Annotated in this window: 21 protein-coding genes; 11 read left to right on the forward strand and 10 right to left on the reverse strand. The window is 70.9% G+C overall.

Annotation, left to right across the window (positions count from 1 at the left end; all coding sequences use genetic code 11):
* Positions 1-130: 130 nt before the first annotated feature.
* Positions 131-2,458, reverse strand: coding sequence for a malto-oligosyltrehalose synthase (treY, locus tag OG202_RS37690; RefSeq protein WP_328224240.1), 2,328 nt, complete (start codon positions 2,456-2,458; stop codon positions 131-133).
* A gap of 156 nt (positions 2,459-2,614) precedes the next feature.
* Positions 2,615-4,771, reverse strand: coding sequence for a glycogen debranching protein GlgX (gene glgX, locus OG202_RS37695; RefSeq protein WP_328224241.1), 2,157 nt, complete (start codon positions 4,769-4,771; stop codon positions 2,615-2,617).
* Positions 4,772-5,098: 327 nt separating this feature from the next.
* Here glgX and OG202_RS37700 point away from each other — a divergent pair, with 327 nt between their 5' ends.
* From OG202_RS37700 to OG202_RS37710, 3 genes are all read left to right on the forward strand, one after another.
* Positions 5,099-6,337, forward strand: coding sequence for an SAV2148 family HEPN domain-containing protein (locus OG202_RS37700; RefSeq protein ID WP_326585573.1), 1,239 nt, complete (start codon positions 5,099-5,101; stop codon positions 6,335-6,337).
* 199 nt (positions 6,338-6,536) lie between these two features.
* Entirely contained in the window at positions 6,537-7,259 is a 723-nt protein-coding gene (locus tag OG202_RS37705) for a 3'-5' exonuclease (RefSeq protein ID WP_326575621.1), read from the forward strand.
* Positions 7,256-7,741, forward strand: a complete 486-nt coding sequence (locus tag OG202_RS37710) for a GNAT family N-acetyltransferase (RefSeq protein WP_326575619.1) — start codon at positions 7,256-7,258, stop codon at positions 7,739-7,741. The genes OG202_RS37705 and OG202_RS37710 overlap by 4 nt, the downstream gene beginning before the upstream one ends.
* 37 nt (positions 7,742-7,778) lie before the next feature.
* Here OG202_RS37710 and OG202_RS37715 read toward each other — a convergent pair whose 3' ends face one another.
* Positions 7,779-8,642 (reverse strand): phosphotransferase enzyme family protein, encoded by an 864-nt coding sequence (locus OG202_RS37715; protein ID WP_327727329.1) that lies wholly within the window; start codon positions 8,640-8,642, stop codon positions 7,779-7,781.
* 143 nt (positions 8,643-8,785) lie between these two features.
* On the opposite strand from OG202_RS37715, the gene OG202_RS37720 reads away from it, so the two are divergent.
* The 8 genes from OG202_RS37720 (at position 8,786) to OG202_RS37755 (ending at position 17,105) form a co-directional block, all read left to right on the forward strand.
* Complete coding sequence (locus tag OG202_RS37720) at positions 8,786-9,733, forward strand: carbohydrate ABC transporter permease (protein WP_328224242.1); 948 nt, start codon at positions 8,786-8,788, stop codon at positions 9,731-9,733.
* Positions 9,730-10,563, forward strand: coding sequence for a carbohydrate ABC transporter permease (locus OG202_RS37725; protein WP_326575613.1), 834 nt, complete (start codon positions 9,730-9,732; stop codon positions 10,561-10,563). Before OG202_RS37720 ends, OG202_RS37725 begins: the two co-directional genes overlap by 4 nt.
* Complete coding sequence (locus tag OG202_RS37730) at positions 10,563-11,846, forward strand: ABC transporter substrate-binding protein (RefSeq protein WP_327727327.1); 1,284 nt, start codon at positions 10,563-10,565, stop codon at positions 11,844-11,846. The genes OG202_RS37725 and OG202_RS37730 overlap by 1 nt, the downstream gene beginning before the upstream one ends.
* A 105-nt stretch (positions 11,847-11,951) precedes the next feature.
* Positions 11,952-13,154 carry a macrolide-inactivating glycosyltransferase gene (mgt, locus tag OG202_RS37735; RefSeq protein ID WP_327727326.1) on the forward strand — a complete coding sequence of 401 codons (1,203 nt, stop codon included), beginning with the start codon at positions 11,952-11,954 and terminating at the stop codon, positions 13,152-13,154.
* A 414-nt stretch (positions 13,155-13,568) separates the two neighbouring features.
* Positions 13,569-14,513, forward strand: a complete 945-nt coding sequence (locus tag OG202_RS37740) for a CDP-alcohol phosphatidyltransferase family protein (protein WP_327727325.1) — start codon at positions 13,569-13,571, stop codon at positions 14,511-14,513.
* A gap of 187 nt (positions 14,514-14,700) precedes the next feature.
* Positions 14,701-15,249 carry a DUF1697 domain-containing protein gene (locus tag OG202_RS37745; RefSeq protein ID WP_327727324.1) on the forward strand — a complete coding sequence of 183 codons (549 nt, stop codon included), beginning with the start codon at positions 14,701-14,703 and terminating at the stop codon, positions 15,247-15,249.
* Positions 15,250-15,448: 199 nt separating this feature from the next.
* Positions 15,449-16,486 carry a ketopantoate reductase family protein gene (locus OG202_RS37750; protein WP_327727323.1) on the forward strand — a complete coding sequence of 346 codons (1,038 nt, stop codon included), beginning with the start codon at positions 15,449-15,451 and terminating at the stop codon, positions 16,484-16,486.
* Positions 16,487-16,496: 10 nt separating this feature from the next.
* Positions 16,497-17,105, forward strand: coding sequence for a TIGR03086 family metal-binding protein (locus OG202_RS37755; protein ID WP_327727322.1), 609 nt, complete (start codon positions 16,497-16,499; stop codon positions 17,103-17,105).
* Between the two features lie 30 nt (positions 17,106-17,135).
* On the opposite strand, the gene OG202_RS37760 is transcribed toward OG202_RS37755, so the two are convergent.
* The 7 genes from OG202_RS37760 to cysC all read right to left on the reverse strand — a co-directional run bounded on the left by OG202_RS37760 (position 17,136) and on the right by cysC (position 23,808).
* A complete protein-coding gene (locus OG202_RS37760; protein WP_327727321.1) occupies positions 17,136-17,888 on the reverse strand; it encodes a sirohydrochlorin chelatase in 753 nt (250 codons plus the stop codon).
* A 50-nt stretch (positions 17,889-17,938) separates the two neighbouring features.
* On the reverse strand, positions 17,939-18,850 hold the full coding sequence (locus OG202_RS37765) for an ABC transporter permease (protein WP_327727320.1): 912 nt from the start codon (positions 18,848-18,850) through the stop codon (positions 17,939-17,941).
* Positions 18,837-19,625 carry an ABC transporter ATP-binding protein gene (locus tag OG202_RS37770; protein ID WP_327727319.1) on the reverse strand — a complete coding sequence of 263 codons (789 nt, stop codon included), beginning with the start codon at positions 19,623-19,625 and terminating at the stop codon, positions 18,837-18,839. Before OG202_RS37770 ends, OG202_RS37765 begins: the two co-directional genes overlap by 14 nt.
* A gap of 36 nt (positions 19,626-19,661) precedes the next feature.
* Positions 19,662-20,771: an ABC transporter substrate-binding protein gene (locus OG202_RS37775; RefSeq protein ID WP_327727318.1), complete on the reverse strand. Its 1,110-nt coding sequence runs from the start codon at positions 20,769-20,771 to the stop codon at positions 19,662-19,664.
* A 219-nt stretch (positions 20,772-20,990) separates the two neighbouring features.
* Positions 20,991-22,325, reverse strand: coding sequence for a sulfate adenylyltransferase subunit 1 (locus tag OG202_RS37780; RefSeq protein WP_327727317.1), 1,335 nt, complete (start codon positions 22,323-22,325; stop codon positions 20,991-20,993).
* Between the two features lie 2 nt (positions 22,326-22,327).
* On the reverse strand, positions 22,328-23,266 hold the full coding sequence (cysD, locus tag OG202_RS37785; RefSeq protein ID WP_327727316.1) for a sulfate adenylyltransferase subunit CysD: 939 nt from the start codon (positions 23,264-23,266) through the stop codon (positions 22,328-22,330).
* Positions 23,263-23,808: an adenylyl-sulfate kinase gene (gene cysC, locus OG202_RS37790; protein ID WP_326575588.1), complete on the reverse strand. Its 546-nt coding sequence runs from the start codon at positions 23,806-23,808 to the stop codon at positions 23,263-23,265. Before cysC ends, cysD begins: the two co-directional genes overlap by 4 nt.
* Between the last annotated feature and the right edge of the window lie 86 nt (positions 23,809-23,894).

Genomic DNA, 23,894 nt, shown 5'->3' on the forward strand with positions numbered 1-23,894 from the left:
CACCCGGCAGTCGAGCCGCCGCTACCCGGCAGCCGAGCAGCCGTCACCCGGTGGCGTATCCACCGTCACCCGGCAGGACGTCACCGTCACCCGCCAGGGGCGTCACCGTCACCCGGCAGGGGCGTCACCGTCACCCGCCGACCCGCTCCAGCAGCGCGACCGGCAGCACCTCGAAGAGCTCCGCCATCCGCACGACCCCCGCGAACTCCCGCCCCTCGCCCAGCACATCGGCCCACCGCCCCTCCGGCAGCACGAGCCGGGTGTCCCCCCAGCCGCCGGCCTCCGCCAGCCGCAGCGACAACCGTGTCACCGCCGTGACCACCTCCCCGGACCGCGCGAAGGCCACACAGTGCCCGGCGCCGGCCCCGTCCGCAGACAGCGGCGTGTAGGCCGCCGCGTCCCCGAACACCTCCGGCCGCCGCGCGCGCAGCCGCAGCGCGGCGGAGGTGAGCCGGAACTTCTCGGACTCCCCGTCCTGCGGGGCGAAGGCCCGCCGGTTGTCCGGATCCACCAGCGCCCGGTACTCGCTCTCCGTCCCCTGGTAGACGTCCGGCACCCCCGGCATCGTCAGCTGCACCAGGGCCGCACCGAGACCGTTCGCCCGCACGTACGGCTCCAGCTCCTGACGCAGTGCGGCGACCCGGGCGTCCACGGCAGGCCCGCGTGCGACGAAGTCCGCCACCGCCTGCTCGTACGCCGGGTTCTGCTCGGTCCAGGAGGTGTGCAGCCCGGCCTCCCGCACATGCTTCAACAGGGCCCCCTGAAGCCGCTCCTCGGCCGCGGGCCCGAGCCCGAACGCGGTCTGCCAGGCCGCCCACGCCAGCTGCGGATCCGGCACACCCGCCCCGTCCCGCGTCACCTCCGCCAGCACATTGGCCCACCGCCCCGGGCACTCCCCGAGCACCGCGATCGCCGCCCGCACATCCGCACTGCGCTTGGTGTCGTGCGTCGACAACACCGTCCCCGTCGCCGGCCAGTCGCGCTGCACACGGGCGCAGTAGGCGTGGAAGTCCTCCGGCGACACGGCCGGACTCCCCGGATCGCCCCCCACCTCGTTCGCCGACAGCAACGGCACATAGCGATAGAACGCCGTGTCCTCCACCGACTTCGCCCGCAGTGCCGACGAGGTCTGCGCGAACCGCGCCCGGAACTCCGCGTGCCCCGGCCCCTCACCCACCCGGCCCAGCACCAGATCCCGTACGGCGTCCACCGACCGGGCCTCCTCGGGCACCACGAACACCGCGCGCGCCTCGGCCGCGGCCTCCTCGGTGACGACCAGGGCGGCGTCCTGGGAGGTGTACGGCCGGTACACCTCCATCCGTGCGAGCAGCTCGCACAGCGCGGTGCGCAGCGCCCACGGCGCATGGTCGCGCAAGGCCGGCTCGGGGGAGCGCTCGCACAGCCGGTGCGCCACCCGGGTGAGCCGTTCCACCTCCGTGGCCAGCTCGTGTGTGAGCACCCGGTACGCGGCCCGCCGCACGGTCGACTCCCACTCGCCGCCCCGGTCGGCCTGCGCGGCCGTGAAGCGCCGGTACTGCCCCAGCAGCTCACCCGCCCCCGCCGGATCCGTGAACAGTCCGTCGACGTGCCGCAGCGCGTCGTAGCCGGTGGTTCCCGCGACCGGCCACGCCGCCGGCAGCGCCTCCCCGTCCGCCAGGATCTTCTCGACGACGGTCCACCGCCCACCGGTCGCCTCGTGCAGCCGCCGCAGATAGGCGTCGGGATCGGCGAGCCCGTCGGGATGGTCGACGCGCAGCCCGTCGACGACACCCTCCTCCAGCAGCTGAAGGATCTTCGCGTGGGTGGCGTCGAAGACGTCCGGCTCCTCCACCCGCACCCCGATCAGCTCCGAAATGCTGAAGAAGCGCCGGTAGTTCAGCTCGGTGCGGGCCAGCCGCCACCACGCCGGCCGGTACCACTGCGCGTCCAGCAGCTGCGGCAACGGCAGCTTCTCGGTGCCCTCCCGCAGCGGGAACGCGTGGTCGTAGTAGCGCAGCTCCCGCCCGTCCACCACGAACTGGTCGATCTCCGCGCCCAGCGGCCCGCCGAGCACCGGCAGCAGCACCCGCCCGCCCTGCGCCTCCCAGTCGATGTCGAACCACCGCGCGTACGCCGACTCCGGCCCCTCCCGCAACACGTCCCACAGCGCCCTGTTGTGCCGGGGCGCCATGGCCATGTGGTTGGGCACGATGTCCACGACGAGACCGAGGCCGTGGGCCCGCGCGGTACTGGCCAGCGCCCGCAGCCCCTCCTCCCCGCCCAGCTCCCCCCGCACCCGGCCGTGGTCGACCACGTCATAGCCGTGCCCCGACCCCGGCACGGCTTCCAGCACGGGCGAGAGATGGAGGTGCGACACCCCGAGCGAGGCGATGTACGGCACGGCGGCCGCGGCGGCGGAGAAGGGGAAGTCGGGCTGAAGCTGAACCCGATAGGTGGCGGCAGGCACGACAGAGGTCATGCACTCCTACGTACCCGCCCCAGGACATTTGGAGCACCCTGACACGCGACGACACCCTGCTTTCGAGGGGCGCGGGGAACCGCGCGATCAGCCACGGACCACCCTCAGCCAGGAACCGAAGCCACCCCTGCGGCGAATCCCGCGAGCGGGCCGGGCCTAGGTCGGCCGCCTGAAAACAGCCAGGCTCCGATCCACCAGAGTCACCCGGTCCCCGGCCGCCACCTTCGGACCGTCCACCGGAACCGCGTCCTCCCGCCCCGTGTCCACGACCATCTGCCACTGCGGCCCGTGATTGACCGGCACCACGAACTCCAGCGGTTCCGCCGAGGCGTTGACCAGCAACAGGAACGAGTCGTCGGAGATCCGCTCGCCACGCGCACCCGGCTCGGAGATCGCGTTCCCGTTCAGGAACACCGTCAGCGCCCCGGCCCGCGACGAGTCCCAGTCCCGCTGCGCCATCTCCTGCCCCTCGGGCGTGAACCAGGCGATGTCCGACAGCTCGTCGTGCGTCCCTTCCACCGGCCGGCCGTGGAAGAACCGCCGCCGCCGGAAGACCGGATGATCCTTCCGCAGCCACACCATCGCGCGCGTGAACTCCAGCAGATCCCCGAAGACCTCGGCTCCGTCGCCGCCCTCCCCGTCCTCCCGGTCCTCCCCGTCCTCGCCGGCAGGCCACGGCACCCAGGACAGCTCGTTGTCCTGGCAGTACGCGTTGTTGTTGCCGCCCTGCGTCCGCGCGAACTCGTCCCCGTGGCTGAGCATCGGCACGCCCTGCGACAGCATCAGCGTGGCGATGAAGTTCCGCATCTGCCGGACCCGCAGCGCCGTCACCCCGGGGTCGTCGGTCTCGCCCTCGGCTCCGCAGTTCCACGACCGGTTGTGGCTCTCCCCGTCCCGGTTGTCCTCGCCGTTCGCGTCGTTGCGCTTGTCGTTGTAGGAGACGAGATCCCGCATCGTGAAGCCGTCGTGGCAGGTCACGAAGTTGATGGAGGCCAGCGGGCGCCGCCCGTCGTCCTGGTACAGGTCCGACGATCCGGTCAGCCGCGACGCGAACTCCGCCAGTGTGCGCGGCTCGCCCCGCCACAGGTCCCGGACCGTGTCCCGGTACTTGCCGTTCCACTCGGTCCACAGCGGCGGGAAGTTCCCGACCTGGTAGCCGCCCTCGCCGACGTCCCAGGGCTCGGCGATCAGCTTCACCTGGGAGACCACGGGGTCCTGCTGGACGAGGTCGAAGAACGACGACAGCCGGTCCACCTCGTGGAACTGCCGGGCCAGGGTCGCGGCGAGGTCGAAGCGGAAGCCGTCGACATGCATCTCGGTGACCCAGTACCGCAACGAGTCCATGATCAGCTGCAGGACGTGCGGGGACCGCATGAGCAGGGAGTTCCCCGTGCCCGTCGTGTCCATGTAGTAGTGCGGGTCGTCCGTGAGCCGGTAGTACGACGGGTTGTCGAGGCCCTTGAAGGACAGCGTCGGACCCAGGTGGTTGCCCTCGGCGGTGTGGTTGTAGACCACGTCGAGGATGACCTCGATCCCGGCCTCGTGCAGTGCCCGGACCGCCGACTTGAACTCCAGCACCTGCTGCCCGCGGTCGCCCCAGGAGGCGTACGCGTTGTGCGGGGCGAAGAAGCCGATCGTGTTGTAGCCCCAGTAGTTGCTGAGGCCCATGTCGGCCAGACGATGGTCGTTCACGAACTGGTGTACGGGCATCAGCTCCAGTGCCGTGACGCCCAGTGCGGTCAGGTGTTCGATGATCGCCGGGTGGGCGAGCGCCGCGTACGTGCCGCGCAGCTCCTCGGGCAGCCCCGGGTGCCGCATGGTCAGCCCCTTGACGTGGGCCTCGTAGATCACCGTGTGGTGGTACTCGGTGCGGGGCCGGCGGTCGTCGCCCCAGTCGAAGTACGGGTTGACCACGACCGAGGTCATCATGTGCGGTGCCGAGTCGAGGTCGTTGCGCTGGTCGGGCGCTCCGAAGTGATAGCCGTACACCTCCTCCCCCCACTTGACCGAGCCGCTGATGGCGCGCGCGTACGGGTCGAGGAGCAGCTTCGCGGAGTTGCAGCGCAGCCCGCGCTCCGGCGCGTACGGGCCGTGCACACGGAAGCCGTACCGTTGCCCCGGCATCACGCCGGGCAGGTACGCGTGCCGCACGAACGCGTCCGTCTCGCGCAGTTCCACCGCCGTCTCGGAGCCGTCGTCGTCCAGCAGACACAGCTCTACTCGATGCGCGGCCTCCGAGAAGACCGCGAAGTTGGTACCGGCGCCGTCGTACGTGGCGCCGAGCGGATACGCCTGTCCAGGCCAGACCTGCATGGATACGACTCTTCCAGTTGTCGCGCGTCGCTGGGTGCGACTCCGCAGGGAGTCTCCCCCAAACTGATGGAACCTCCTAGGGCATACGTCCCTCCTGCCCAGTGGTGGACACATCGTGACGCCCCGCGGGCCTCCAGTGTCGGGTCATCGCCGTCGATCGCTATGAATCGGCTCACTCCCGAGGTGGTAGCGGGCCGGAACGGGCAAGTCACGTGGGGTAGTTGAGAAACGACCTGTCCATCCGGCTGTATCGGCACCCGCTACCGGAGTACCCTTCCTTGATCGTTGAGTAGGGGCGAGCTCGGGGGAGCGGAAGGCGGTGCGCGGGTGGGCTCGGGAGGGCTGGAGTTGCCTCCTGGTGACGAGGGTCACGAGGGGAACTCCACAGATGTCCCACCCGGCGCGGTGTCCCTGGCGCGGCCGATGGACAGGGGTTCCATCGGCCCCGAACTGGACTGGAACGCCGACGCCTGGCTCGAAGTGCGTACGCGCGCCCAGCGGGCCGGCCGCGCCTACATCTGGCTGAACCTCGTCGAGCAGCGGCTGCGCGCCGTGGTGGCCGCCGTGCTGCGGCCCATCTACGAGCCCGTCCACGGCGACGACTGGGTGGTCGCCGCCGCCGGACCCGCCGGACAGGAGTGGGTGCAGCGGGCCGTCGCGGTACGCGAGGTCAGCCGCCGCAAGGGCTATCTGCTCGACCCCGCCGACGACAACGTGCTGAGCTTCCTCACCCTCCCGCAGCTGCGGGAGCTGATGGTGCAGCACTGGCCCTGCTTCGAGCCGTACGTCGACGAGCGGCGCGACGTGGAACTGGCCCTGGACGAGCTGGAGGTCACCCGGAACGTCGTCTCCCGCAACCGTGCCCTGTCCGAGGCCGTCCTCGCCCAGGCCGAGCGCGCCTCGGCGAAACTGCTGGAGATCCTGGGCGCGGGCAGCGACGTGCCCTCCGCGCGCCGGCTGCCCGTCGACGCCGTCGAGGACCTCGTCGGCGAACGGTACGCGGACGTCGTCGGCGTCCACTCCGACCGGGTGCGGCTGCTGCGGCAGTTCCCCGCCGAGGACCTCTTCGGCGGCGCCCGCCGCCTCGACGCCATCGGCATAGGCCTGAACCTCCTCGTGCAGAACTTCTCCGGGCGGCGGCTGGTGCGGCTCGCCGAGTCGGGCTGCCGGGTGCGGCTGCTCTTCCTGAATCCCGCGTCCAGCGCGGTGAAGCGACGCGAGCGCGAACTCGGCATAAAACGCGGTGAGTTGAGCCGTGCCGTGGAGATGAACATCCTCCATATGCGCCGGGTCCGTTCCAAGCTGCGCGACCCCGGAGCCTTCGAGATCCAGGTGTTCGACGAGACGCCCCGGTTCACCGCCTACCTCGTCGACGGCGACGGCACGGACGGTGTCGCCGTCATCCAGACCTATCTGCGCCGCACCCGGGGGATGGAGGCGCCGGTCCTCGTCCTGCGCGGCGGCAACCGGGTCCTCAAGGCGCACGAGAACGGCGAAGCCGGGCTTTTCGACACCTACCGCGAGGAGTTCGAAGTGGCGTGGGCGGACTCACGACCGGTGTCATGAACCGGGCCGGGGACGGGGCCGTGAACCGGGCCGTGAACGGGACTGTGGCTCCGGCTGTGGCTCCGGCCGTGGCCCGGGTCGCGACCAGGGCTGTCGCCGGGTGGCGGGGCGCCCGGCGGAATGCGGTCCTCGGATTGTCAGTGGCCCATGCGATGGTGGTGGTCACTGGGGGAAAGCACCACCAAGAAGGGGGGCCAGCATGGGTTGGCACCGGCAGCTGCTGATCGGCTTCGACCTGGAGACCACCGGGACGGACCCGCGCGAGGCGCGTATCGTCACGGGCGCGGTCATCGAGGTCAAGGACGGGGAGCCGGTCGGACACCGGGAATGGCTCGCCGACCCGGGCATGGAGATCCCGGAGGAGGCGGTGGCGGTGCACGGCATCACCAACGCCCGTGCCGTGGCCGAGGGCAGACCTGCCGACCAGGTCGCCGACGCCATCGCCGACGTCCTCGTCTCCTACTGGAAGACGGGCGTCCCGGTCGTGGCGTACAACGCGGCCTTCGACCTGACCCTGCTCTCCGCCGAGCTGCGCCGGCACGCCCTGCCGTCCCTGCGCGAACGACTCGGCGGCCGCGACCCGGCCCCGGTCATCGACCCGTACACGATCGACCGCTCCGTCGACCGCTACCGCCGCGGCAAGCGCAACCTCGAAGCGGTCTGCGGGGAGTACGGCGTCCCGCTCGACGCCGCGCACGATGCCTCCGCCGACGCCCTGGCCGCCGCCCGGCTCGCCCGCGCGATAGCCCAGCGCCATCCGAAGGTCGCCGCCCTCGGCCCGGCCGAGCTGCACCGCCGCCAGATCGACTGGTACGCCGAGTGGGCCGCCGACTTCCAGGCCTTCCTCCGCCGCAAGGGCAACCCGGAGGCGGTCGTGGACGCGATCTGGCCGCTGCGCGAGCCGGCGGAGGAGACGGTATGACGACCACGCCGATCTCCCTCCGCGAAGTGCGGGACAGCGACCTGCCGTTCTTCTGGCGGCACGGGTCCGACACCGAGGCACAGCAGGTCGCCGCTTTCACCCGGGACTACCACAACGACCGGGAGCTCTTCGACCAGCACTGGGCGAAGATCCGCGCGAATCCCGACATCCTGCCGCGCACGGTGGTCGCCGACGGCGAGGTCGTCGGCAACGCGGCGGTCTTCGGCCCGCCGGACGAACGCGAGGTCACCTACTGGATCGACCGCGCCCACTGGGGCCGAGGCATCGCCACCGCCGCCCTCACCGCCCTGATCGACCTCCACCCCGCCCGCCCCCTGTACGCCCACGCGGCCGCCGACAACACCGGTTCGATCCGCGTCCTGCGGAAGTGCGGCTTCGTCGTCACCGGCCACGATCGGGGCTTCGCCCTGTCCCGCGACGCCGAGATCGACGAAGTGGCCCTCATACTCCGGGCCGCCTAGAGCGGGCCTCCTGCGGGCTGTCCGGGCTGGGCGTCTCTCAGAACGGATACCACCGGACCGTCTCGTCCCCGTCCCGCAGCGAGGCGACGCGGCGTTCGAACTCGGTCAGTGCCTTGGGGTTGGTCGGCGCGTGCTGGGCGACCCAGGCGCAGCTGGCCGTCTCGCGGGCGCCTCGCAGTACGGAACAGCCGTCCCACGCGCGGACGTCCCAGCCGTACGCCGCGGTGAAGGTGTCGTACTCCCCGGCCGGAAGCCCGTAGCGGTCGTGGGAGAGGGCCATGACGACGAGGTCGTGTTCGCGGAGGTCGCCGGAGAAGGTCTCCAGGTCGACCAGGACAGGGCCGTCGGGGCCGAGGTGGACGTTGCGGGGGAGGGCGTCGCCGTGGATCGGGCCCGGGGGAAGGTGGGGGGTGAGGGCGGCCGCCGCCGACGCGAAGCCGTCGCGGCGTTCGCGGAGGTAGGCCGCGTCCGCCGGGTCGATCGCGTCCCCGGCGAGGCGCAGCCAGCGCTCCACACCGCCCAGCAGTTCACGGCGGGGCAGTGCGAAGGGCGGGGCGGGGAGGGCGTGGACCAGCCGAAGGAGTTCGGCCAAATCGCGCGGCCCGGCGGGGCGTACGGAGTCGGGCAGCCGGTGCCACACCGTCACCGGGTGCCCCTCGACGAGCAGGGCCTCCGGCTCGGCGGCCCGCACCGCCGGGACGTCCGCGTCGGCGAGCCAGTCGGCGACGCTCAGTTCGCGGCGGGCCCGGTCCAGGAGTTCGGCGTCGCGGCCCACCTTGACCACCAGGTCACCGGCGGCGAACACCGCGTTCTCGCCCAGCGCGAGCAGCCGCGCCTCCCCGGCCGCGCCGGGCAGCACACCGGCCGCGGCCAGTACGTCCCGCGCCCGTGCCTCGTCCATCCTTCGCCTCCGTGTCCGTCCGTCCGACGCTCGCCCCGGGGCGTCAGGTTCACGCCATCCAGGGGTCAGTCTCGCATTCGCACAGGTCGGGCCCTGTGCGCGGTGCCTTGACGCCCTGTCATGCCCTCAGCACGATGACGGACATGACCTTGGCGACCGCGACGCCGAAGCGCCCGCGACCGGTGAAGCGGCGCACCTCGGCCGGGGACGGGGAGCGGCGCCTCCTCGACCACGGCGCCTGGTTCCTGGTGCTGCCCGCGCTGATCCCCATCCTGGTGCTGAGCGTCGGACCGCTGTTGTACGGGATCGCGCTGGCGTTCACCGACGCCCAGTCCGGCCGGACCGAACCCACCCGCTGGATCGGCACGCTCAACTTCCAGGACCTGCTGCACGACACCCTGTTCTGGGACTCCTTCCGCATCGGCCTGCTGTGGGCGGTCGGCGTGACCGTGCCGCAGTTCCTGCTCGGCCTCGGCCTGGCTTTGCTTCTCAACCAGCCCCTACGGCTGCGCTGGCTGGCGCGGGCGCTCGCGATCATCCCCTGGGCCATGCCCGAGGTGGTCGTCGGCATCATGTGGCGGCTCGTCTACAACCCCGACGCGGGCATCCTCAACGAGACCATCCGCGACCTGGGCCTCGGCGACGGCCGCGACTGGCTGAGCGGACTGGCCACCGCCCTGCCCGCCGTCATGGTGGTCGGTGTCTGGGCGGGCATGCCCCAGACCACCGTCGCCCTCCTGGCCGGCCTGCAGAACACCCCGCGCGAACTGCACGAGGCCGCCGCGATGGACGGCGCGGGCGCCTGGCGCCGCTTCCGCACGGTCACCTGGCCCGCCATCCGTCCCGTCGCCCTCGCGATCACCGCCCTCAACTTCATCTGGAACTTCAACTCCTTCGCCCTGGTGTACGTCCTGACCAACGGCGGCCCGGGCGGCCGGACCCGCCTGCCGATGCTCTTCGCGTACGAGGAGGCCTTCCGCTACGGGCAGTTCGGGTACGCGGCGGCGATGGGATGTGTGATGGTCGCGGTGATCTCGATCGTCCTCGCGTTCCATCTGGTCGGCCGGCTGAGGCGGGGTGGTGACGCGTGAGGACCGGCAGGGCTGCACGAACCGGTCAGTACGCGGCCCTCCTCGCGTATCTCGTCTTCCTCGCGTTCCCCTTCCTCTGGCTGGTCTCCACCGCCTTCAAACCGGCCCGCGAGCTGGGCAGTCTCCACCCGACCTGGATCCCGAAGGACCCGACCCTCGACAACTTCCGGCAGGCCTTCGACGAACAGCCCCTGCTGCAGGCCGCGCTCAACTCGCTGGTCGCGGCGCTCGGCGCGGCCGTCGTCGCCGTACTGATCGCGACCCCGATGGCGTACGTCATGGCCCGGCACCGCACGACGCTGTCGCGGATGGCGACCGGGTGGGTGGTGGTCAGCCAGGCGTTCCCGTTCGTGCTGGTGATCATCCCGCTGTTCCTGGTGCTGAAGAACCTCCGGCTGATCAACTCCATGCCCGGACTGATCATGGTGTACGTGGTGTGGGCGCTGCCGTTCGCCCTGTGGATGCTCGTCGGTTACGTCCGCGCCGTGCCCGCCGAGCTGGAGGAGGCGGCGGCGGTCGACGGGGCCGGGAAGCTGCGCACGCTGGTGTCGGTGACGGCGCCGCTGCTGGCGCCGGGCATCGTGGCGACGGCGCTGTTCGCGTTCATCACCGCCTGGAACGAGTTCTTCTTCGCGCTGGTGCTGCTCAAGACCCCGGAGAAACAGACCCTGCCGGTGGTGCTCACCCACTTCATCGGCGCGGAGGGCGTGGCCGACCTCGGCCCCCTGGCCGCTGCGGCCTTCCTCGCCACGCTCCCCTCGCTGGTCGTCTTCGCGGTCATCCAGAAACGGATCACGGGCGGCATGCTCGCCGGGGCGGTGAAGAGCTGATGCGCGCACGACGGCTGATCACCACCCTGCTGCTGTGCCTCCTGGCCGGCGGCTGCACCGGCGACGACACCGCCTCCGACGACGGCCGCGTCACCCTCCGCTTCCAGTCCCTGGCCTGGCAGGAGGAGTCCGTCGCGGCCAACAAGGAGCTGGTGAAGGAGTGGAACGCGACCCACCCGGACGTCAAGGTCGAGTACGTCCAGGGGTCCTGGGACAGCGTCCACGACCAGCTGCTCACCTCCTTCGAGGGCGGTGAGGCGCCGGACATCATCCACGACGCCTCCGACGACCTCGCGGACTTCGCGTACGGCGGCTACCTCGCCGATCTGCGCGAGCTGCTGCCGGAGCGGCTCAGGTCGGACATCCCGGAGCGCAGTTGGGAGACGACGACCTTCGGGGACGGGATCTACGGGGTGCCGTTCCTCCAGGAACCGAGGGTCCTGATCGCCAACGCCACCTGGCTCCGCGAGTCGGGCGTACGGGTTCCGACGCCCGAGAACCCGTGGACCTGGGCGGAGTTCCGCGAAGTCGCCGAGGAGCTGAGCGGCGACGGCAGGTACGGCGTCGCCTGGCCGCTGAAGGAACCGGTGTCGGCCACGCTGAACCTCTCCCTGTCGGCGGGCGGGCAGCTGTTCCACCGGGACGCGGACGGCAAGGTCCAGGTCCGCTTCGAGGCGGCCGACGCGGTGGTCCCGAAGACCGTGCACGACGAGGTGAACAGCGACGGGAGCGCGTCGAGCACCACGCTCGGCATGGGCGGCTCCGACACGCTGCCCGGCTTCTTCGGCGGCACGTACGCGATGGTCCCGCTCGGCTTCTCGTACCGTCAGCAGATCGTCCAGCAGGCCCCCGAGGGCTTCGACTGGCAGGTGCTGCCCGCCCCGGCCGGCGCCGACGGCCTCACCCAGGGCGTCAGTCCGCAGACCCTGTCCGTCGCCGAGGACAGCCCGCACAAGGAGGAGGCCGCCGCGTTCATCGACTTCCTCCTCCGCCCCGAGAACATGGTCCGTCTGGCCCTCGGCGACTGGATGCTCCCGACCGGTACCGAGGCCCTCAAGGACCCCGCCCTGCACACGACCGAGCACGACTGGGCCACCGGCACCGCTCTCGCCGCCCATCTGCGTTCCGCCCCCGCCCAGTCCGTGCGCGGTTACCCGGAGTGGAAGGACAAGGTCGCCACCCCCGCCTACCAGGAGTACTACAGCGGCGCGATCGACCTCGACGAGCTGCGCGAACGGCTGGAGGACGACGGCAACCTGGTGCTGGCCCGCTATCAGCGCTGAGCGGCCGGCCGCTCAGGTCACCGTCGAGGGGTCCACAGGGCCGGCACGGTCCGGGAGCCGGAAAAGAGATTGCACGAGACGTATCGTCTCGCATACGGTCGATCCATGACCTCCCACATCGCCATGTTCTCCATCGCCGCCCACGGCCACGTGAACCCGAGCCTCGAAGTGATCCGGGAGCTGGTGGCCCGAGGCCACCGGGTGACGTACGCGATCCCGCCGGCCTTCGCGGAGAAGGTGGCGCGGACCGGTGCCGAGCCGAAGCTCTGGCACTCGACGCTGCCCGGCCCGGACGCCGACCCCGAAGCATGGGGGGCCACGCTCCTCGACAATGTGGAGCCCTTCCTGAACGACGCGATCCAGGCCCTGCCGCAACTCGTCGAGGCGTACGAGGGCGACGAGCCCGACCTCGTGCTGCACGACATCACCGCGTACCCGGCGCCCGTCCTCGCCCACCGCTGGGGCGTGAAGGCGATCTCGCTGTCCCCGAACCTGGTCGCCTGGACCGGCTACGAGGAAGAGGTCGCCGAACCCATGTGGGCCGAGCCGAAGAAGACGGAACGCGGCAAGGCGTACTACGCCCGCTTCCAGGCCTGGCTGGAGGAGAACGGGATCGCCGAGCACCCCGACTCGTTCGTCGGAAGGCCCGCCCGTTCCCTGGTCCTCATCCCGAAGGCGCTCCAGCCGAACGCCGACCGGGTCGACGAGAGCCGCTACACCTTCGTCGGCGCCTGCCAGGGCGACCGCGCGGCACAGGGTGGCTGGTCGCGACCGGCAGGCGCGGAGAAGGTGCTGCTCGTCTCCCTCGGCTCGTCCTTCACCAAGCAGCCCGACTTCTACCGCGAGTGCGTGAAGGCCTTCGGCGACCTGCCCGGCTGGCACATGGTGCTCCAGGTCGGCAGGCACGTCGACCCGGCCGAGCTGGGGGAGATCCCGGCCAACGTGGAGGTGCGGGACTGGGTGCCGCAGCTCGCGATCCTCAGGCAGGCCGACGCGTTCATCACCCACGCGGGCGCCGGGGGCAGTCAGGAAGGGCTCGCCACCGCCACGCCCATGGTCGCCGTACCGCAGGCCGTCGACCAGTTCGGCAACGCCGACATGCTCCAGTCGCTCGGCGTCGCCCGCCATCTGCCCAGGGAGGAGGCGACGGCCGGGGCCCTGCGGGAGGCGGTCCTCGCCCTCGTCGACGACCCCGAGGTGGCGCGCCGGCTCGACGAGGTGCGGCGGGGGATGATGGGCGAGGGCGGCACCCGACGGGCCGCCGATCTCGTCGAGGCCGAGCTGAGCGGCGGATCGAGGCGGCACTGACCAAGGCGGCACTGACCAAGGCGGCACTGACCAAGGCGGCACTGACCAAGGCGGCACTGACCAAGGCGGCACTGACCAAGGCGGCACTGACCAAGGCGGCACTGACCAAGGCGGCACTGACCAAGGCGGCACTGACCAAGGCGGCACTGACCAAGGCGGCACTGACCAAGGGGCGGATAGCGGGGCAAGCCCGAAGGTTCCACTTTTTCCGTGAAGTCCCGGCACGTTTTAGGTAACGGTCCGGTCATTTCATAACGCTCGGGTAACGCCCGGCCTGCGAGAGAAACGCATTGACTCTGTTGCCGGGTTGGACCGTTACCCCCTCCGAAAGGTTGTGTTCGGCGCTTCTTGTACCTCGGGTGAACGAATCCCAAGCTGGATGTGAATTCACTTCGAACGCCAGGAAGTTGACCCATGCGCCGAGACATACCCGACCTCGCGGAAGTGCGCCGCGTCACGCAGAAGAAGCGGGACGCCTGGTGGACCGTGCTGCTCGTCGACCCGGTCGCCACGCCGCTGGTGCGGCTCACCGCGAAGTACACGAGGATCACGCCCAACCAGCTGACCTGGGGCGCCTTCCTGCTGGGCCTGGTCTCGGCCGGCTTCTTCGCGCTGGGCGACTGGCGCTGGCTGATCGCCGGAGCCGTCGTCTACCACCTGAGCTTCATCCTCGACTGCATGGACGGCAAGGTCGCCCGGCTCACCGGCCAGGGCTCCGTGTTCGGCGCCTGGCTCGACTTCGTCTTCGACCGCGTCCGGGTGGCGGCCTGTTCGGTGGCCCTGATGGCCGGGCAGTACCACCGCACGGGCGAGACCTTCTACATCTGGCTCGCCGCCGCCGTCATCGGCTGCGACGCGCTCCGCTACATCAACTCCCTGGAGACCTTCAAGGTCCGCCACACCATGCGCAAGCAGATCAAGGCCCGGCTCCGTGAGGCCCGCCGCGCCGAGAACGAGCGGGAACTCGCCTTCATGGAGGACCTGCTGCGCGAGAACCCCGAGGCCGACATCGAGCAGGACCTGCGCACGGCCACCGCCGAGGTCACCCAGGCCGCGCCGCAGACCCAGGTCGTCGACCTGCACCAGGAGTTCCGCCGCCGCTTCCCCGCCTATCTGCGCATGCGGTCGTTCCTGCTGCGCCACCGGGTCCGCCCCCATCTGATCAGCGGCATCGAGTTCCAGATGGGCGTCTTCATGATCGGCCCGATCGTCGACTCGGTGATGGCGGCGACCGTCGTCTCCGGCGCCCTGCTGCTCGTCTTCGAACTGGCCATCGTCTACAAGCTGTTGCTGTCGACCCGCGACTTCACCCGCACCCTCGACTCCTTCGACCGGGGGGACGTGGCCAAGGCGGCCTGAGCCGGCAGAGGTACGCGGACGTGGCCGGGGCGGTGTCACCCTCCCGGCCACGTCCGCGTGGAACCAGCCGTAGGAACCGGCCTGAGACGGGCCTCGGACGGGCCTCGGACGGGCCTCGGACGGGCCTAGGACCCTTACGCGCTCGTCTCTCAGGGCGAACCTGCCCCGACGTGCATATCGTGAGCCCATGACGACGTACGCGGCGCTCCTGCGCGGGATCAACGTGGGCGGCAGCAAGAAGGTCCCGATGGCCGACCTCCGGACCCTGCTGACCGGCCTCGGCCACGACGGCGTGGCCACCTACCTCCAGAGCGGTAACGCGGTCTTCACCAGCGACCACGGAGACGAGAACTCCCTCGCCGCGGACATCACGACCGCCATCGGGAAACACTTCGGTTTCACCGTCGACGTCCTGGTGCGCGACCACGCGTACCTGGAGTCCGTCCGAGAGGACTGTCCCTTCCCGGCAGCGGAGTTGGAGGGCAAACAGCTCCACGTGACGTACTTCTCGGAGACCGTGGACGCGTCCCGCTTCGAGGGGATCGACCGACAGGCCTTCCTGCCGGAGGAGTTCGGACTCGGAGACCGCGCCCTGTACTTGTACGCTCCGGAGGGCCTGGGCCGCTCCAAGCTCGCGGAGACCCTGTCGAAGCCCCGCCTCCTGAAGGGCCTGATCGCCACGACCCGCAACTGGAACACGGTCGTGAAATTGGCGGAACTGACACGGACCGGTTGACACGGACCGGTTGACACGGACCGGTTGACACGGACCGGCTGACCCCGGCCGACCGACTCCGGCCCCGTAAGGCGAATTCCGGGGGCGCGGGGCCGTATCCGTGTGCGGCCCCGCCACGTGGGCGGGAAACATCCCCCGTGCCCGCAGTCGCCACACGGTCGTCACATCCCACTCCGTGGGCGAGCCGTTTAATGTACCCATGCGCTATATCGTCATCGGCGCCGGCGCGGTCGGCGGAGCCATCGGCGGCCGCCTCGCCCAAGCCGGCCACGAGGTCGTCCTGGTGGCCCGCGGCGCCCACCACACCGCCCTGCGCGACCACGGCCTGCGCCTCGTCACCCCCGACGGCGCCCACACCCACCACCTCCCCACGGTCACCGACCCCGCCGCCCTCGGCCACCTCCGTCCCGACGACGTCCTCCTCCTCGCCGTGAAGACCCAGGACACCGAGCCGGCCCTCGCCGCCTGGGGTCCCGCCCCGGTGACCGGCGGCGGCACCGCCGCGGAGCGGCTCCCCCTGGTCTGCGCCCAGAACGGCGTCGAGGGCCAGCGCCTCGCCCTGCGCCGCTTCCACCGCGTGTACGGCGTGTGCGTCTGGCTGCCCGCCACCTTCGTCGAGCCCGGCGTCGTGTCGGCGGCCGGTACCCCGCTCACCGGCATGCTCCACCTCGGCCGCTACCCGCACGGCACCGACGAGACGGCCCACCGCATCGCCGCCGATCTGGAGAAATCCCGGTTCGAGGCCCCGGTCGTACCGGACGTGCGGCGCTGGCAGTACGCCAAGCTGCTGGCCAACCTGGGCAACGCCCTCGAAGCGGTGAGCGGCCCGGCCACCGGCGAGGCGGCGGGCGCGCTGTACGCCCGGGTGCGGGCGGAGGGCGAGCGGGTCCTCGACGCCGCCGGGATCGCGTACGCGAGCGCCGAGGAGCAGAGGCGGACCCGGGGCGACAAGATCACCCTCGTCCCGCTGGACGGCGCTTCGCGCGGCGGCGGCTCCTCCTGGCAGTCCCTCGCCCGGGGCACCGGCACCATCGAGGCCGACCACCTCAACGGCGAGATCACCCTGCTGGGCCGCCTGCACGGCGTACCGACCCCGCTCAACGACCTGCTGCGACGGCTCGCGAACACGTTCGCCCACGAGCGCAGGGAGGCCGGTTCGCTGCCGGTGGCGGAGCTGACGCGGCTGGCGGACGAGGCTGTCGCGTTTGTTCAAGAGGACCGGGCGACCCGTCCCTAGCGTGAGGTGCATGAAGAACCACGACACCACCCGCCCGGACCGGCACCCGCACCACCCGTACATGGCCGAATGCGCCGCCGAGGCGGCCCGGATCGCCCGGGGCGTCACGGCGGAACAACTCTCCCGGTCCACCCACTGCGGAGACTGGGACGTCCGCGCCCTGGTCAACCACTGGGTCCTCTACACCTCGCACGGCCTCGAACACCGTGCCCTGCGCAAGCCGCTCCCCGAGGCACTGACCCTGCGCGACTTCACCACCGACCCCGACTGGGCCGACGCCTACGCCGCCCAACTGGACCGCGCGGTCGCGGCGTGGGCCGATCCCTCGGTGTGGGACGGCGACATCGACCTCGGCATGGGCCCGTTCCCGGCCACCGACCTCGCCGGCATGGTCATCAAGGAGATGGCCGTCCACGGCTGGGACGTCGCGGCGGCCACCGGCGAGCGCTTCCGGATCTCCGACGCCGCTGCCGGGTTCATCCTCACCGTCGTGGAGACCCACGGCGCCCTCTACCGCCAGTACGACGGCTTCGCCGACCCGGTACCGGTACCGGCCGACGCCCCGGTGTTCGACAGGGCGCTGGCGTCGAGCGGCCGGGACCCGAAACAGGGTGCCTGACGACGAGGGCCTCGACGTCGTCGTCGTCGTTCAGGCCGCGGTGAGCTGCCACTGACGCAGCGCGGCGGTGTAGCGGCGCAGCAGCAGCGCGGCCACTTCGAGGGAGGGGCCGAGCACCTCGGCCAGGACGTCCGCGCCCGCCGCGTCCGCGCCGGCGGCGATACGGTCCGGCAGCCGGCCGGGCGCGATGACGTACGGCGCCACGGCCACCCGTTCGCAGCCGAGCGCCCGCAGCTCCCGTACGGCGTCCTCCGTACGGGAGAACCCCGCGGGAAACGCAGCGGAGGCGAACGCGGGTCGCACGGCGCACCAACCGGTGTGCCGCCACTCCCGCGCGATTTCTGCGATCACCGCGATCGCCTCCGGGTCAGTGGACCCCGCCGAGGCCAGGACGACCCCGGTCGAGGACTTGTCGGCGGGGTCCAGCCCCGCCTCGTACAGCCGGCGTTCGAGGGCCGACAGCAGCAGGGGGGAGGGGCCGAGGACCTCCGCCTGGCGGACGCGCAGGCTCGGCGGGGCCTCCCGCAGGACCGCCGGGATGTCCGCCTTGGCGTGGAAGGCGCGGGTCAGGAGCAGGGGCAGGGCCACCACGTCCTGTACGCCCTCCGCCGCCAGGTTCTCCAACACCCCGTGCACGGACGGCACGTTGAAGTCGAGAAAGCCGGTCTCCACGCGCAGCCCGGGACGCATCGCCCGCACACGCCGTACGAGGGCGTGCACGGTCGCGGCGTGCCGCGGGTCGCGGCTGCCGTGGGCGATGACGAGAAGGACGGGACTGCGCATGGGGTTCGGCTCTTTCGGCTTTCTTCCTTCAGTGTTTCCTGCGGGGACTGTCAGCGGCTCACGAGGAGGCCGCGGCTGCGGAGCACCCACCGCTCCAGCGGGCTGAAGATCAACAGGTCGATGGCGATGCCGACGATCAGGATGAGGAAGATGGCGAGGAAGACCTGGGACATGCTGCTGTTGGTGCGGCCCGCCTCCAGCAGCTGGCCGAGGCCCATGCCCATGTCCGGGGCCTTCGCGATGATCTCGGCTGCCATCAGCGAGCGCCAGGAGAACGCCCAGCCCTGCTTCAGACCGGCCACATAGCCGGGCAGCGCGGCCGGCATCACGATGTGCCAGGTGCCCTTCAGCCCGGTCGCGCCCAGGGTGCGGCCGGCCCGCAGGAACAGCGGCGGCACCTGGTCGATGCCGGACACCAGGCCGTTGGCGATGGACGGCACCGCGCCGAGCAGGATGACCGTGTACATCACCGACGGCTCCAGGCCCAGCCAGACCACCGCGGGCGGCACCCACGCCACCGACGGCAGCGACTGCAGACCGGAGAGGATCGGGCCGAGTGCCGCACGGATGATCCTGACCCGGGCCACCAGCAGCCCGAGCGGGGTGCCGATCAGCAGGGCCAGCAGGAAGCCGAGCAGGCCGCGGGAGACGCTGGTCCAGATGTATTCGAGGAGGGTGCCCTGCAGCCAGGCGCTCTGTACCTCGTCCCACACCGTGGACGGCGCGGGCAGCTTGTAGGTGGGGGCTACCTCCGCCCAGACGAGGAGCTGCCACACCACGAGCGTCAGCGCGACCGCGATGACAGGGGGCAGCACCTTCTGCACGAGGACCTGGCGCAGCGGCGGCCGACCGGTCTGCACCGAGTCCAGCGCGTCGAGGCCCGCCTCCAGGCCGGCGAGGTCGTCGGAGTCCTTGACGTTCTGGCCGGGGCCGGCGTCGCCCTTGGTCTCAGTGCTGCCCATGGCGGCGGATCTCCCTACGCAGTTCTTCGGTGATCTCGACGGACAGCTCCGCCACGGCGGTGTCCTCGATGCGGCGCGGCTGCGGAATGCCCACCGTCCACTCGCGGGCCACCCGGCCCGGGCGCGAGGACAGCAGGACGACGCGCTCGGCGAGCCGTACCGCCTCGCGCACGTTGTGCGTCACGAACAGCACCGAGACCTGGGTCTCGCTCCAGATGCGGGTCAGCTCGTCGTGCAGCACGTCGCGGGTGATGGCGTCGAGCGCGGCGAACGGCTCGTCCATCAGCAGCAGCTTGCTCTCCTGGGCGAGTGCTCGGGCCAGGGCGACGCGCTGGCGCATACCGCCGGACAGCTCGTGCACCCGCTTGCCGTACGCGCCCTTGAGCCGGACCAGACCGAGCAGCTCCTCGGTCCGCTCGCGCCGGTCGTTCTTCGGAACTCCCCTGAGCCTCAGGGCGAGTTCGATGTTCTTGCCCGCGGTCAGCCACGGGAACAGGGCGTGCTCCTGGAACATCAGGGCCGGACGCCCGTCGGTCGAGATGCTGCCCGCGCTGGGCTTGTCGAGCCCGGCGACCAGATTGAGCAGCGTCGACTTGCCGCAGCCCGAGGCCCCCAGGAGGGTGACGAACTCGCCCGGCGCGACATCGAGGGTGATGTCGTCCAGGACGAGCTGCTGCCCGGCGGGACCGGCGAAGGACTTCGACACGTGCTCGATACGGGCGGCTTGCTCGACAGCCTGGACGCCGTCGGCGGCCTTGGCGAGTGCGGTGGCCATGGTCGTCACCTCCTGGGAACTCATCGGACTGTGCGGTTACTTGACGCCGAGACCGGCGTCGTCGACCGCGGGCTCACCCGCGGCCTTGAGGACCTTGTTCAGCAGCGTCAGGTCGTAGATGCCGTCCAGCTTCGGCTTCTCCAGGAGACCTGCCTTCACCGCGTGCTCCGCCTCGGTGTTGAGGGTGGACGCCAGCGGGTCATCGGTGAACTGGATGGACTCCCACGCCGGGTCGAGCACGTCCGCGGGCAGTTCCTTGCCGGTCTCGTCCTTGAGACGGGCGTTCGCCGCGGCCTTGGCCTCGGCCGGGTTGGCGTCGATCCACGCGGTGGTCTTCACCGAGGCGCGCAGCACGGCCTCGACGACGTCCGGGTGCTCCTTGAGGAAGGCCTGCCGCACGATGATGTTCGTGATCACGAACTTCTTGTCCGGCCACAGGTCCGCCTCGTCCAGCAGCACCTTCGCGCCCTCGGCGACCAGCTTGGACGCGGTCGGCTCCGGCACCCAGGCGCCGTCGATGGCGCCGGACTTGTAGGCGTCCGGAGCGATCGCGTTGTCCGTGCGGACGACGGAGACGTCGCCCTTGCCGCTCTGCGCGTCGACCTTCCAGCCCTGGTCCGCGATCCAGTTGAGGAACGCCACGTCCTGCGTGTTGCCGAGCTGCGGGGTGGCGATCTTCTTGCCCTTGATGTCCTTCAGGGACTTGATCTTGTCCGGGTTGACGACGAGCTTCACGCCACCGGACGCCGAACCGCCGATGATGCGCAGGTTCTTGCCGTCCGCCTTGGTGTAGCCGTTGATGGCCGGGGAGGGGCCGATCCAGCCGATGTCGATGGAGCCGCCGTTGAGGGCCTCGATCTCGGAGGGGCCGGCGTTGAAGGTCGTGTACTTCGCCTCGGTCCCGCCGAGCTCCTTCTGGAAGAAGCCCTTCTGGTGACCGACCAGGGCGGTGGCGTGCGTGAGGTTGCCGAAGTAGCCGATGCTCACGGAGTCGAGACCGTCGATCTTCTCGGCCCCGGCGGCGACCTGGGCGGAGTCGTCGTCCTTGGCCTCGGAACCGTAACCGCAGGCGGCGAGAGCGAGAAGGGGAAGCGTGGCGATGGCCGCGAAGGCGCGCCGGAAAGCGGCGGAGCGGTGTGCAGGCACGGGAGGTGTTCCTCTCGGAGGCCCGGCGGTCACGGTCTCTCAGGTCGTGGCCGGGAGGTCGGGTTTTCGTCTACGGCGGTGGGGGGTGAGGGCGCGCAAGCGGTGCGCGTACGTCATCGCACACATCGCGCCACTCCGCCCTGCCCGCTCCCGAGGGCGCCGCTGCCCACACGGCCGCCCTCCTTCGCGAACGTCGCGTAGAAGTCCTGGGGGTTCATGTCAGAAGTCCCACCCGTCGTCGTCGGACTCGTCCTTGACGGGCTCGGGGGAGGCGAACGACTCGCCGACCATGCCGGCGGTCAGCGTGGTGCCGTCGGACGGGTCGATCAGGATGAAGGAACCGGTACGGCGGGAGTCGGCGTAGGAGTCGACCGGCAGCGCCTCGGCGGTGCGGATCTTGACCCGGCCGATGTCGTTCGCGACGAGCTGTCCCGGGTGCGGGTGCAGGGACAGGTCGTCGAGCGTGAGGCGGGAGGGGATGTCCTTGACGATCGCCTTGACCGTGCGGGTGCCGTGCTTGAGCAGCACGCGGTGGCCCACCGTGAGCGGCTGGTCGGCCACATGGCAGACCGTCGCCTCGATGTCCTGCGTGGTCGGGGGCGCGTCCTTGCTGGGCACGAGCAGATCGCCGCGCGAGATGTCGATGTCGTCCGCCAGCAGGAGGGTCACCGACTGCGGGGTGTACGCCGCGTCGACCGGCTTGCCGAGCAGGTCGATGCCCGTGACCTTGGTCGTCCGGCCGGAGGGCAGCACGGTCACCGAGTCGCCGACGCGGAACGTACCGGCCGCGATCTGGCCCGCGTAGCCCCGGTAGTCCGGGTGCTCGGCGGTCTGCGGACGGATCACGTACTGCACGGGGAGGCGGGCGTGGCAGTGCGCCAGGTCGTGGGCGACCGGGACGGACTCCAGGTGCTCCAGGAAGGTCGGTCCGCCGTACCAGTCCATGTTGGCCGACGGCTCCACCACGTTGTCACCGGCGAGCGCCGAGATCGGGATGGAGGTGATCTCCGGGACGCCCAGCTCGGACGCGTACGCCGTGAACTCCTCGGCGATCCGCGCGAAGACCTGCTCCTCGTACGCGACGAGGTCCATCTTGTTCACGGCCAGCACCACGTGCGGCACGCGCAGCAGCGCGGCGATCGCGGCGTGCCGGCGGGTCTGCTCGACGACGCCGTTGCGGGCGTCGACCAGGATCACCGTCAGCTCGGCCGTGGAGGCACCCGTCACCATGTTGCGGGTGTACTGCACGTGGCCGGGGGTGTCGGCGAGGATGAACCGGCGGCGCGGGGTCGCGAAGTAGCGGTACGCCACGTCGATCGTGATGCCCTGCTCCCGCTCGGCCCGCAGCCCGTCGGTGAGCAGCGCGAGGTCGGGGGCCTCCTGGCCACGGCTCGCCGAGACGCGCTCCACGGCCTCCAGCTGGTCGGTGAGGACCGACTTGGAGTCGTGCAGCAGCCGGCCCACGAGGGTGGACTTGCCGTCGTCGACGGAACCGGCGGTCGCGAACCGCAGCAGAGTGGTGGCCGAGAGCTCCTCGGCGGTGATCGTGCTCATGCTTAGAAGTACCCCTCGCGCTTCCGGTCTTCCATCGCGGCCTCGGACATCTTGTCGTCGGCACGGGTCGCGCCCCGCTCGGTGAGCCGGGAGGCGGCGATCTCGGTGATCACGGCGTCCAGCGTGGTCGCGTCGGAGTCGACGGCGCCCGTGCAGGACATGTCACCCACGGTCCGGTAGCGGACGAGGCGCTTCTCGACGGTCTCGCCGTCCTTGGGGCCGCCCCACTCGCCGGCGGTCAGCCACATCCCGGCCCGCTGGAACACCTCACGCTCGTGCGCGAAGTAGATCTGCGGCAGTTCGATGCCCTCGCGGGCGATGTACTGCCAGACGTCCAGCTCGGTCCAGTTGGAGAGCGGGAAGACGCGGACGTGCTCGCCGGGCGCGTGGCGGCCGTTGTACAGGTTCCACAGCTCGGGGCGCTGGCGGCGCGGGTCCCACTGGGAGAACTCGTCGCGCAGGGAGAACACCCGCTCCTTGGCGCGCGCCTTCTCCTCGTCCCGCCGCCCACCGCCGAAGACGGCGTCGAACTTCTCCGCCTGGATCTTCTCCGTCAACGGCACGGTCTGGAGCGGGTTGCGGGTGCCGTCGGGGCGTTCGCGCAGTGCTCCGCGGTCGATGTAGTCCTGCACGGAGGCCACGTGCAGGCGCAGTCCGTGTTCGGCGACCGTGCGGTCGCGGTACTCCAGGACCTCGGGGAAGTTGTGGCCGGTGTCCACGTGCAGCAGCGTGAAGGGGATGGCGGCCGGGGCGAAGGCCTTCAGTGCCAGGTGCAGCATGACGATGGAGTCCTTGCCGCCGGAGAACAGGATCACCGGCCGCTCGAACTCGCCCGCCACCTCGCGGAAGATGTGGACCGCCTCGGACTCCAGCGCGTCCAGATGGGACAGGGTGTACGGGGTGCCGGTCTCCCCGGAGACGGCGGCGACGGTCGTCGTCATGCCAGACCCCTCTCGGTGAGCAGCTTGTGGACCAGCGCCGCGGACTCCTGGACCGTCTGGTCCTGCGACTCGATGCGCAGGTCCGGGGTCTCGGGAGCCTCGTACGGGTCGTCGACCCCGGTCAGCCCGGAGATCTCCCCGGCCGCCTGCTTGGCGTACAGACCCTTCACATCGCGTACGGAGCACACCTCGACCGGCGTCGCCACATGCACCTCGACGTACGCGGCACCGCTCGCCGCGTGGCGCTTGCGGACCGCCTCGCGGCTGTCGGCGTAGGGAGCGATGACCGGCACGAGCGCCTTGACACCGTTACGGGCGAGCAGGTCGGCGAGGAAGCCGACGCGCTGCACGTTGGTGTGCCGGTCGGCGCGGCTGAAGCCCAGGTCCGCGGTGAGGAACTCGCGGATCTCGTCGCCGTCCAGGACCTCCACGAGGTGGCCCTCCTCGCGCAGGCGGCCCGCGAGTTCGTAGGCGATGGTGGTCTTGCCGGCACTCGGCAGACCCGTGAGCCAGACGGTGGCTCCGGTGGCTCCGGTCGTCACGTGGTTCTCCTGATTCGTCGCGGGAGCACGGTCCGTCCCAGGGACGGTGCTCCCGTCGGTGTCAGCTGTCTCGGCGGTGTCGGCGG

The sequence above is a fragment of the Streptomyces sp. NBC_00310 genome, from assembly GCF_036208085.1.
Taxonomy (GTDB): domain Bacteria; phylum Actinomycetota; class Actinomycetes; order Streptomycetales; family Streptomycetaceae; genus Streptomyces.

What these genes read in the sequence shown, in the direction of transcription:
- OG202_RS37760 (WP_327727321.1), bottom strand. Translation starts at nt 17,888, where the DNA reads ATGCGCAGTCCCGTCCTTCTCGTCATCGCCCACGGCAGCCGCGACCCG.
- OG202_RS37770 (WP_327727319.1), bottom strand. Translation starts at nt 19,625, where the DNA reads ATGGCCACCGCACTCGCCAAGGCCGCCGACGGCGTCCAGGCTGTCGAG.
- OG202_RS37755 (WP_327727322.1), top strand. Translation starts at nt 16,497, where the DNA reads ATGAAGAACCACGACACCACCCGCCCGGACCGGCACCCGCACCACCCG.
- OG202_RS37730 (WP_327727327.1), top strand. Translation starts at nt 10,563, where the DNA reads ATGCGCGCACGACGGCTGATCACCACCCTGCTGCTGTGCCTCCTGGCC.
- OG202_RS37720 (WP_328224242.1), top strand. Translation starts at nt 8,786, where the DNA reads ATGACCTTGGCGACCGCGACGCCGAAGCGCCCGCGACCGGTGAAGCGG.
- mgt (WP_327727326.1), top strand. Translation starts at nt 11,952, where the DNA reads ATGACCTCCCACATCGCCATGTTCTCCATCGCCGCCCACGGCCACGTG.
- OG202_RS37710 (WP_326575619.1), top strand. Translation starts at nt 7,256, where the DNA reads ATGACGACCACGCCGATCTCCCTCCGCGAAGTGCGGGACAGCGACCTG.
- OG202_RS37715 (WP_327727329.1), bottom strand. Translation starts at nt 8,642, where the DNA reads ATGGACGAGGCACGGGCGCGGGACGTACTGGCCGCGGCCGGTGTGCTG.
- OG202_RS37745 (WP_327727324.1), top strand. Translation starts at nt 14,701, where the DNA reads ATGACGACGTACGCGGCGCTCCTGCGCGGGATCAACGTGGGCGGCAGC.
- OG202_RS37740 (WP_327727325.1), top strand. Translation starts at nt 13,569, where the DNA reads ATGCGCCGAGACATACCCGACCTCGCGGAAGTGCGCCGCGTCACGCAG.
- OG202_RS37765 (WP_327727320.1), bottom strand. Translation starts at nt 18,850, where the DNA reads ATGGGCAGCACTGAGACCAAGGGCGACGCCGGCCCCGGCCAGAACGTC.
- OG202_RS37705 (WP_326575621.1), top strand. Translation starts at nt 6,537, where the DNA reads ATGGGTTGGCACCGGCAGCTGCTGATCGGCTTCGACCTGGAGACCACC.
- OG202_RS37780 (WP_327727317.1), bottom strand. Translation starts at nt 22,325, where the DNA reads ATGAGCACGATCACCGCCGAGGAGCTCTCGGCCACCACTCTGCTGCGG.
- treY (WP_328224240.1), bottom strand. Translation starts at nt 2,458, where the DNA reads ATGACCTCTGTCGTGCCTGCCGCCACCTATCGGGTTCAGCTTCAGCCC.
- glgX (WP_328224241.1), bottom strand. Translation starts at nt 4,771, where the DNA reads ATGCAGGTCTGGCCTGGACAGGCGTATCCGCTCGGCGCCACGTACGAC.
- OG202_RS37750 (WP_327727323.1), top strand. Translation starts at nt 15,449, where the DNA reads ATGCGCTATATCGTCATCGGCGCCGGCGCGGTCGGCGGAGCCATCGGC.
- cysD (WP_327727316.1), bottom strand. Translation starts at nt 23,266, where the DNA reads ATGACGACGACCGTCGCCGCCGTCTCCGGGGAGACCGGCACCCCGTAC.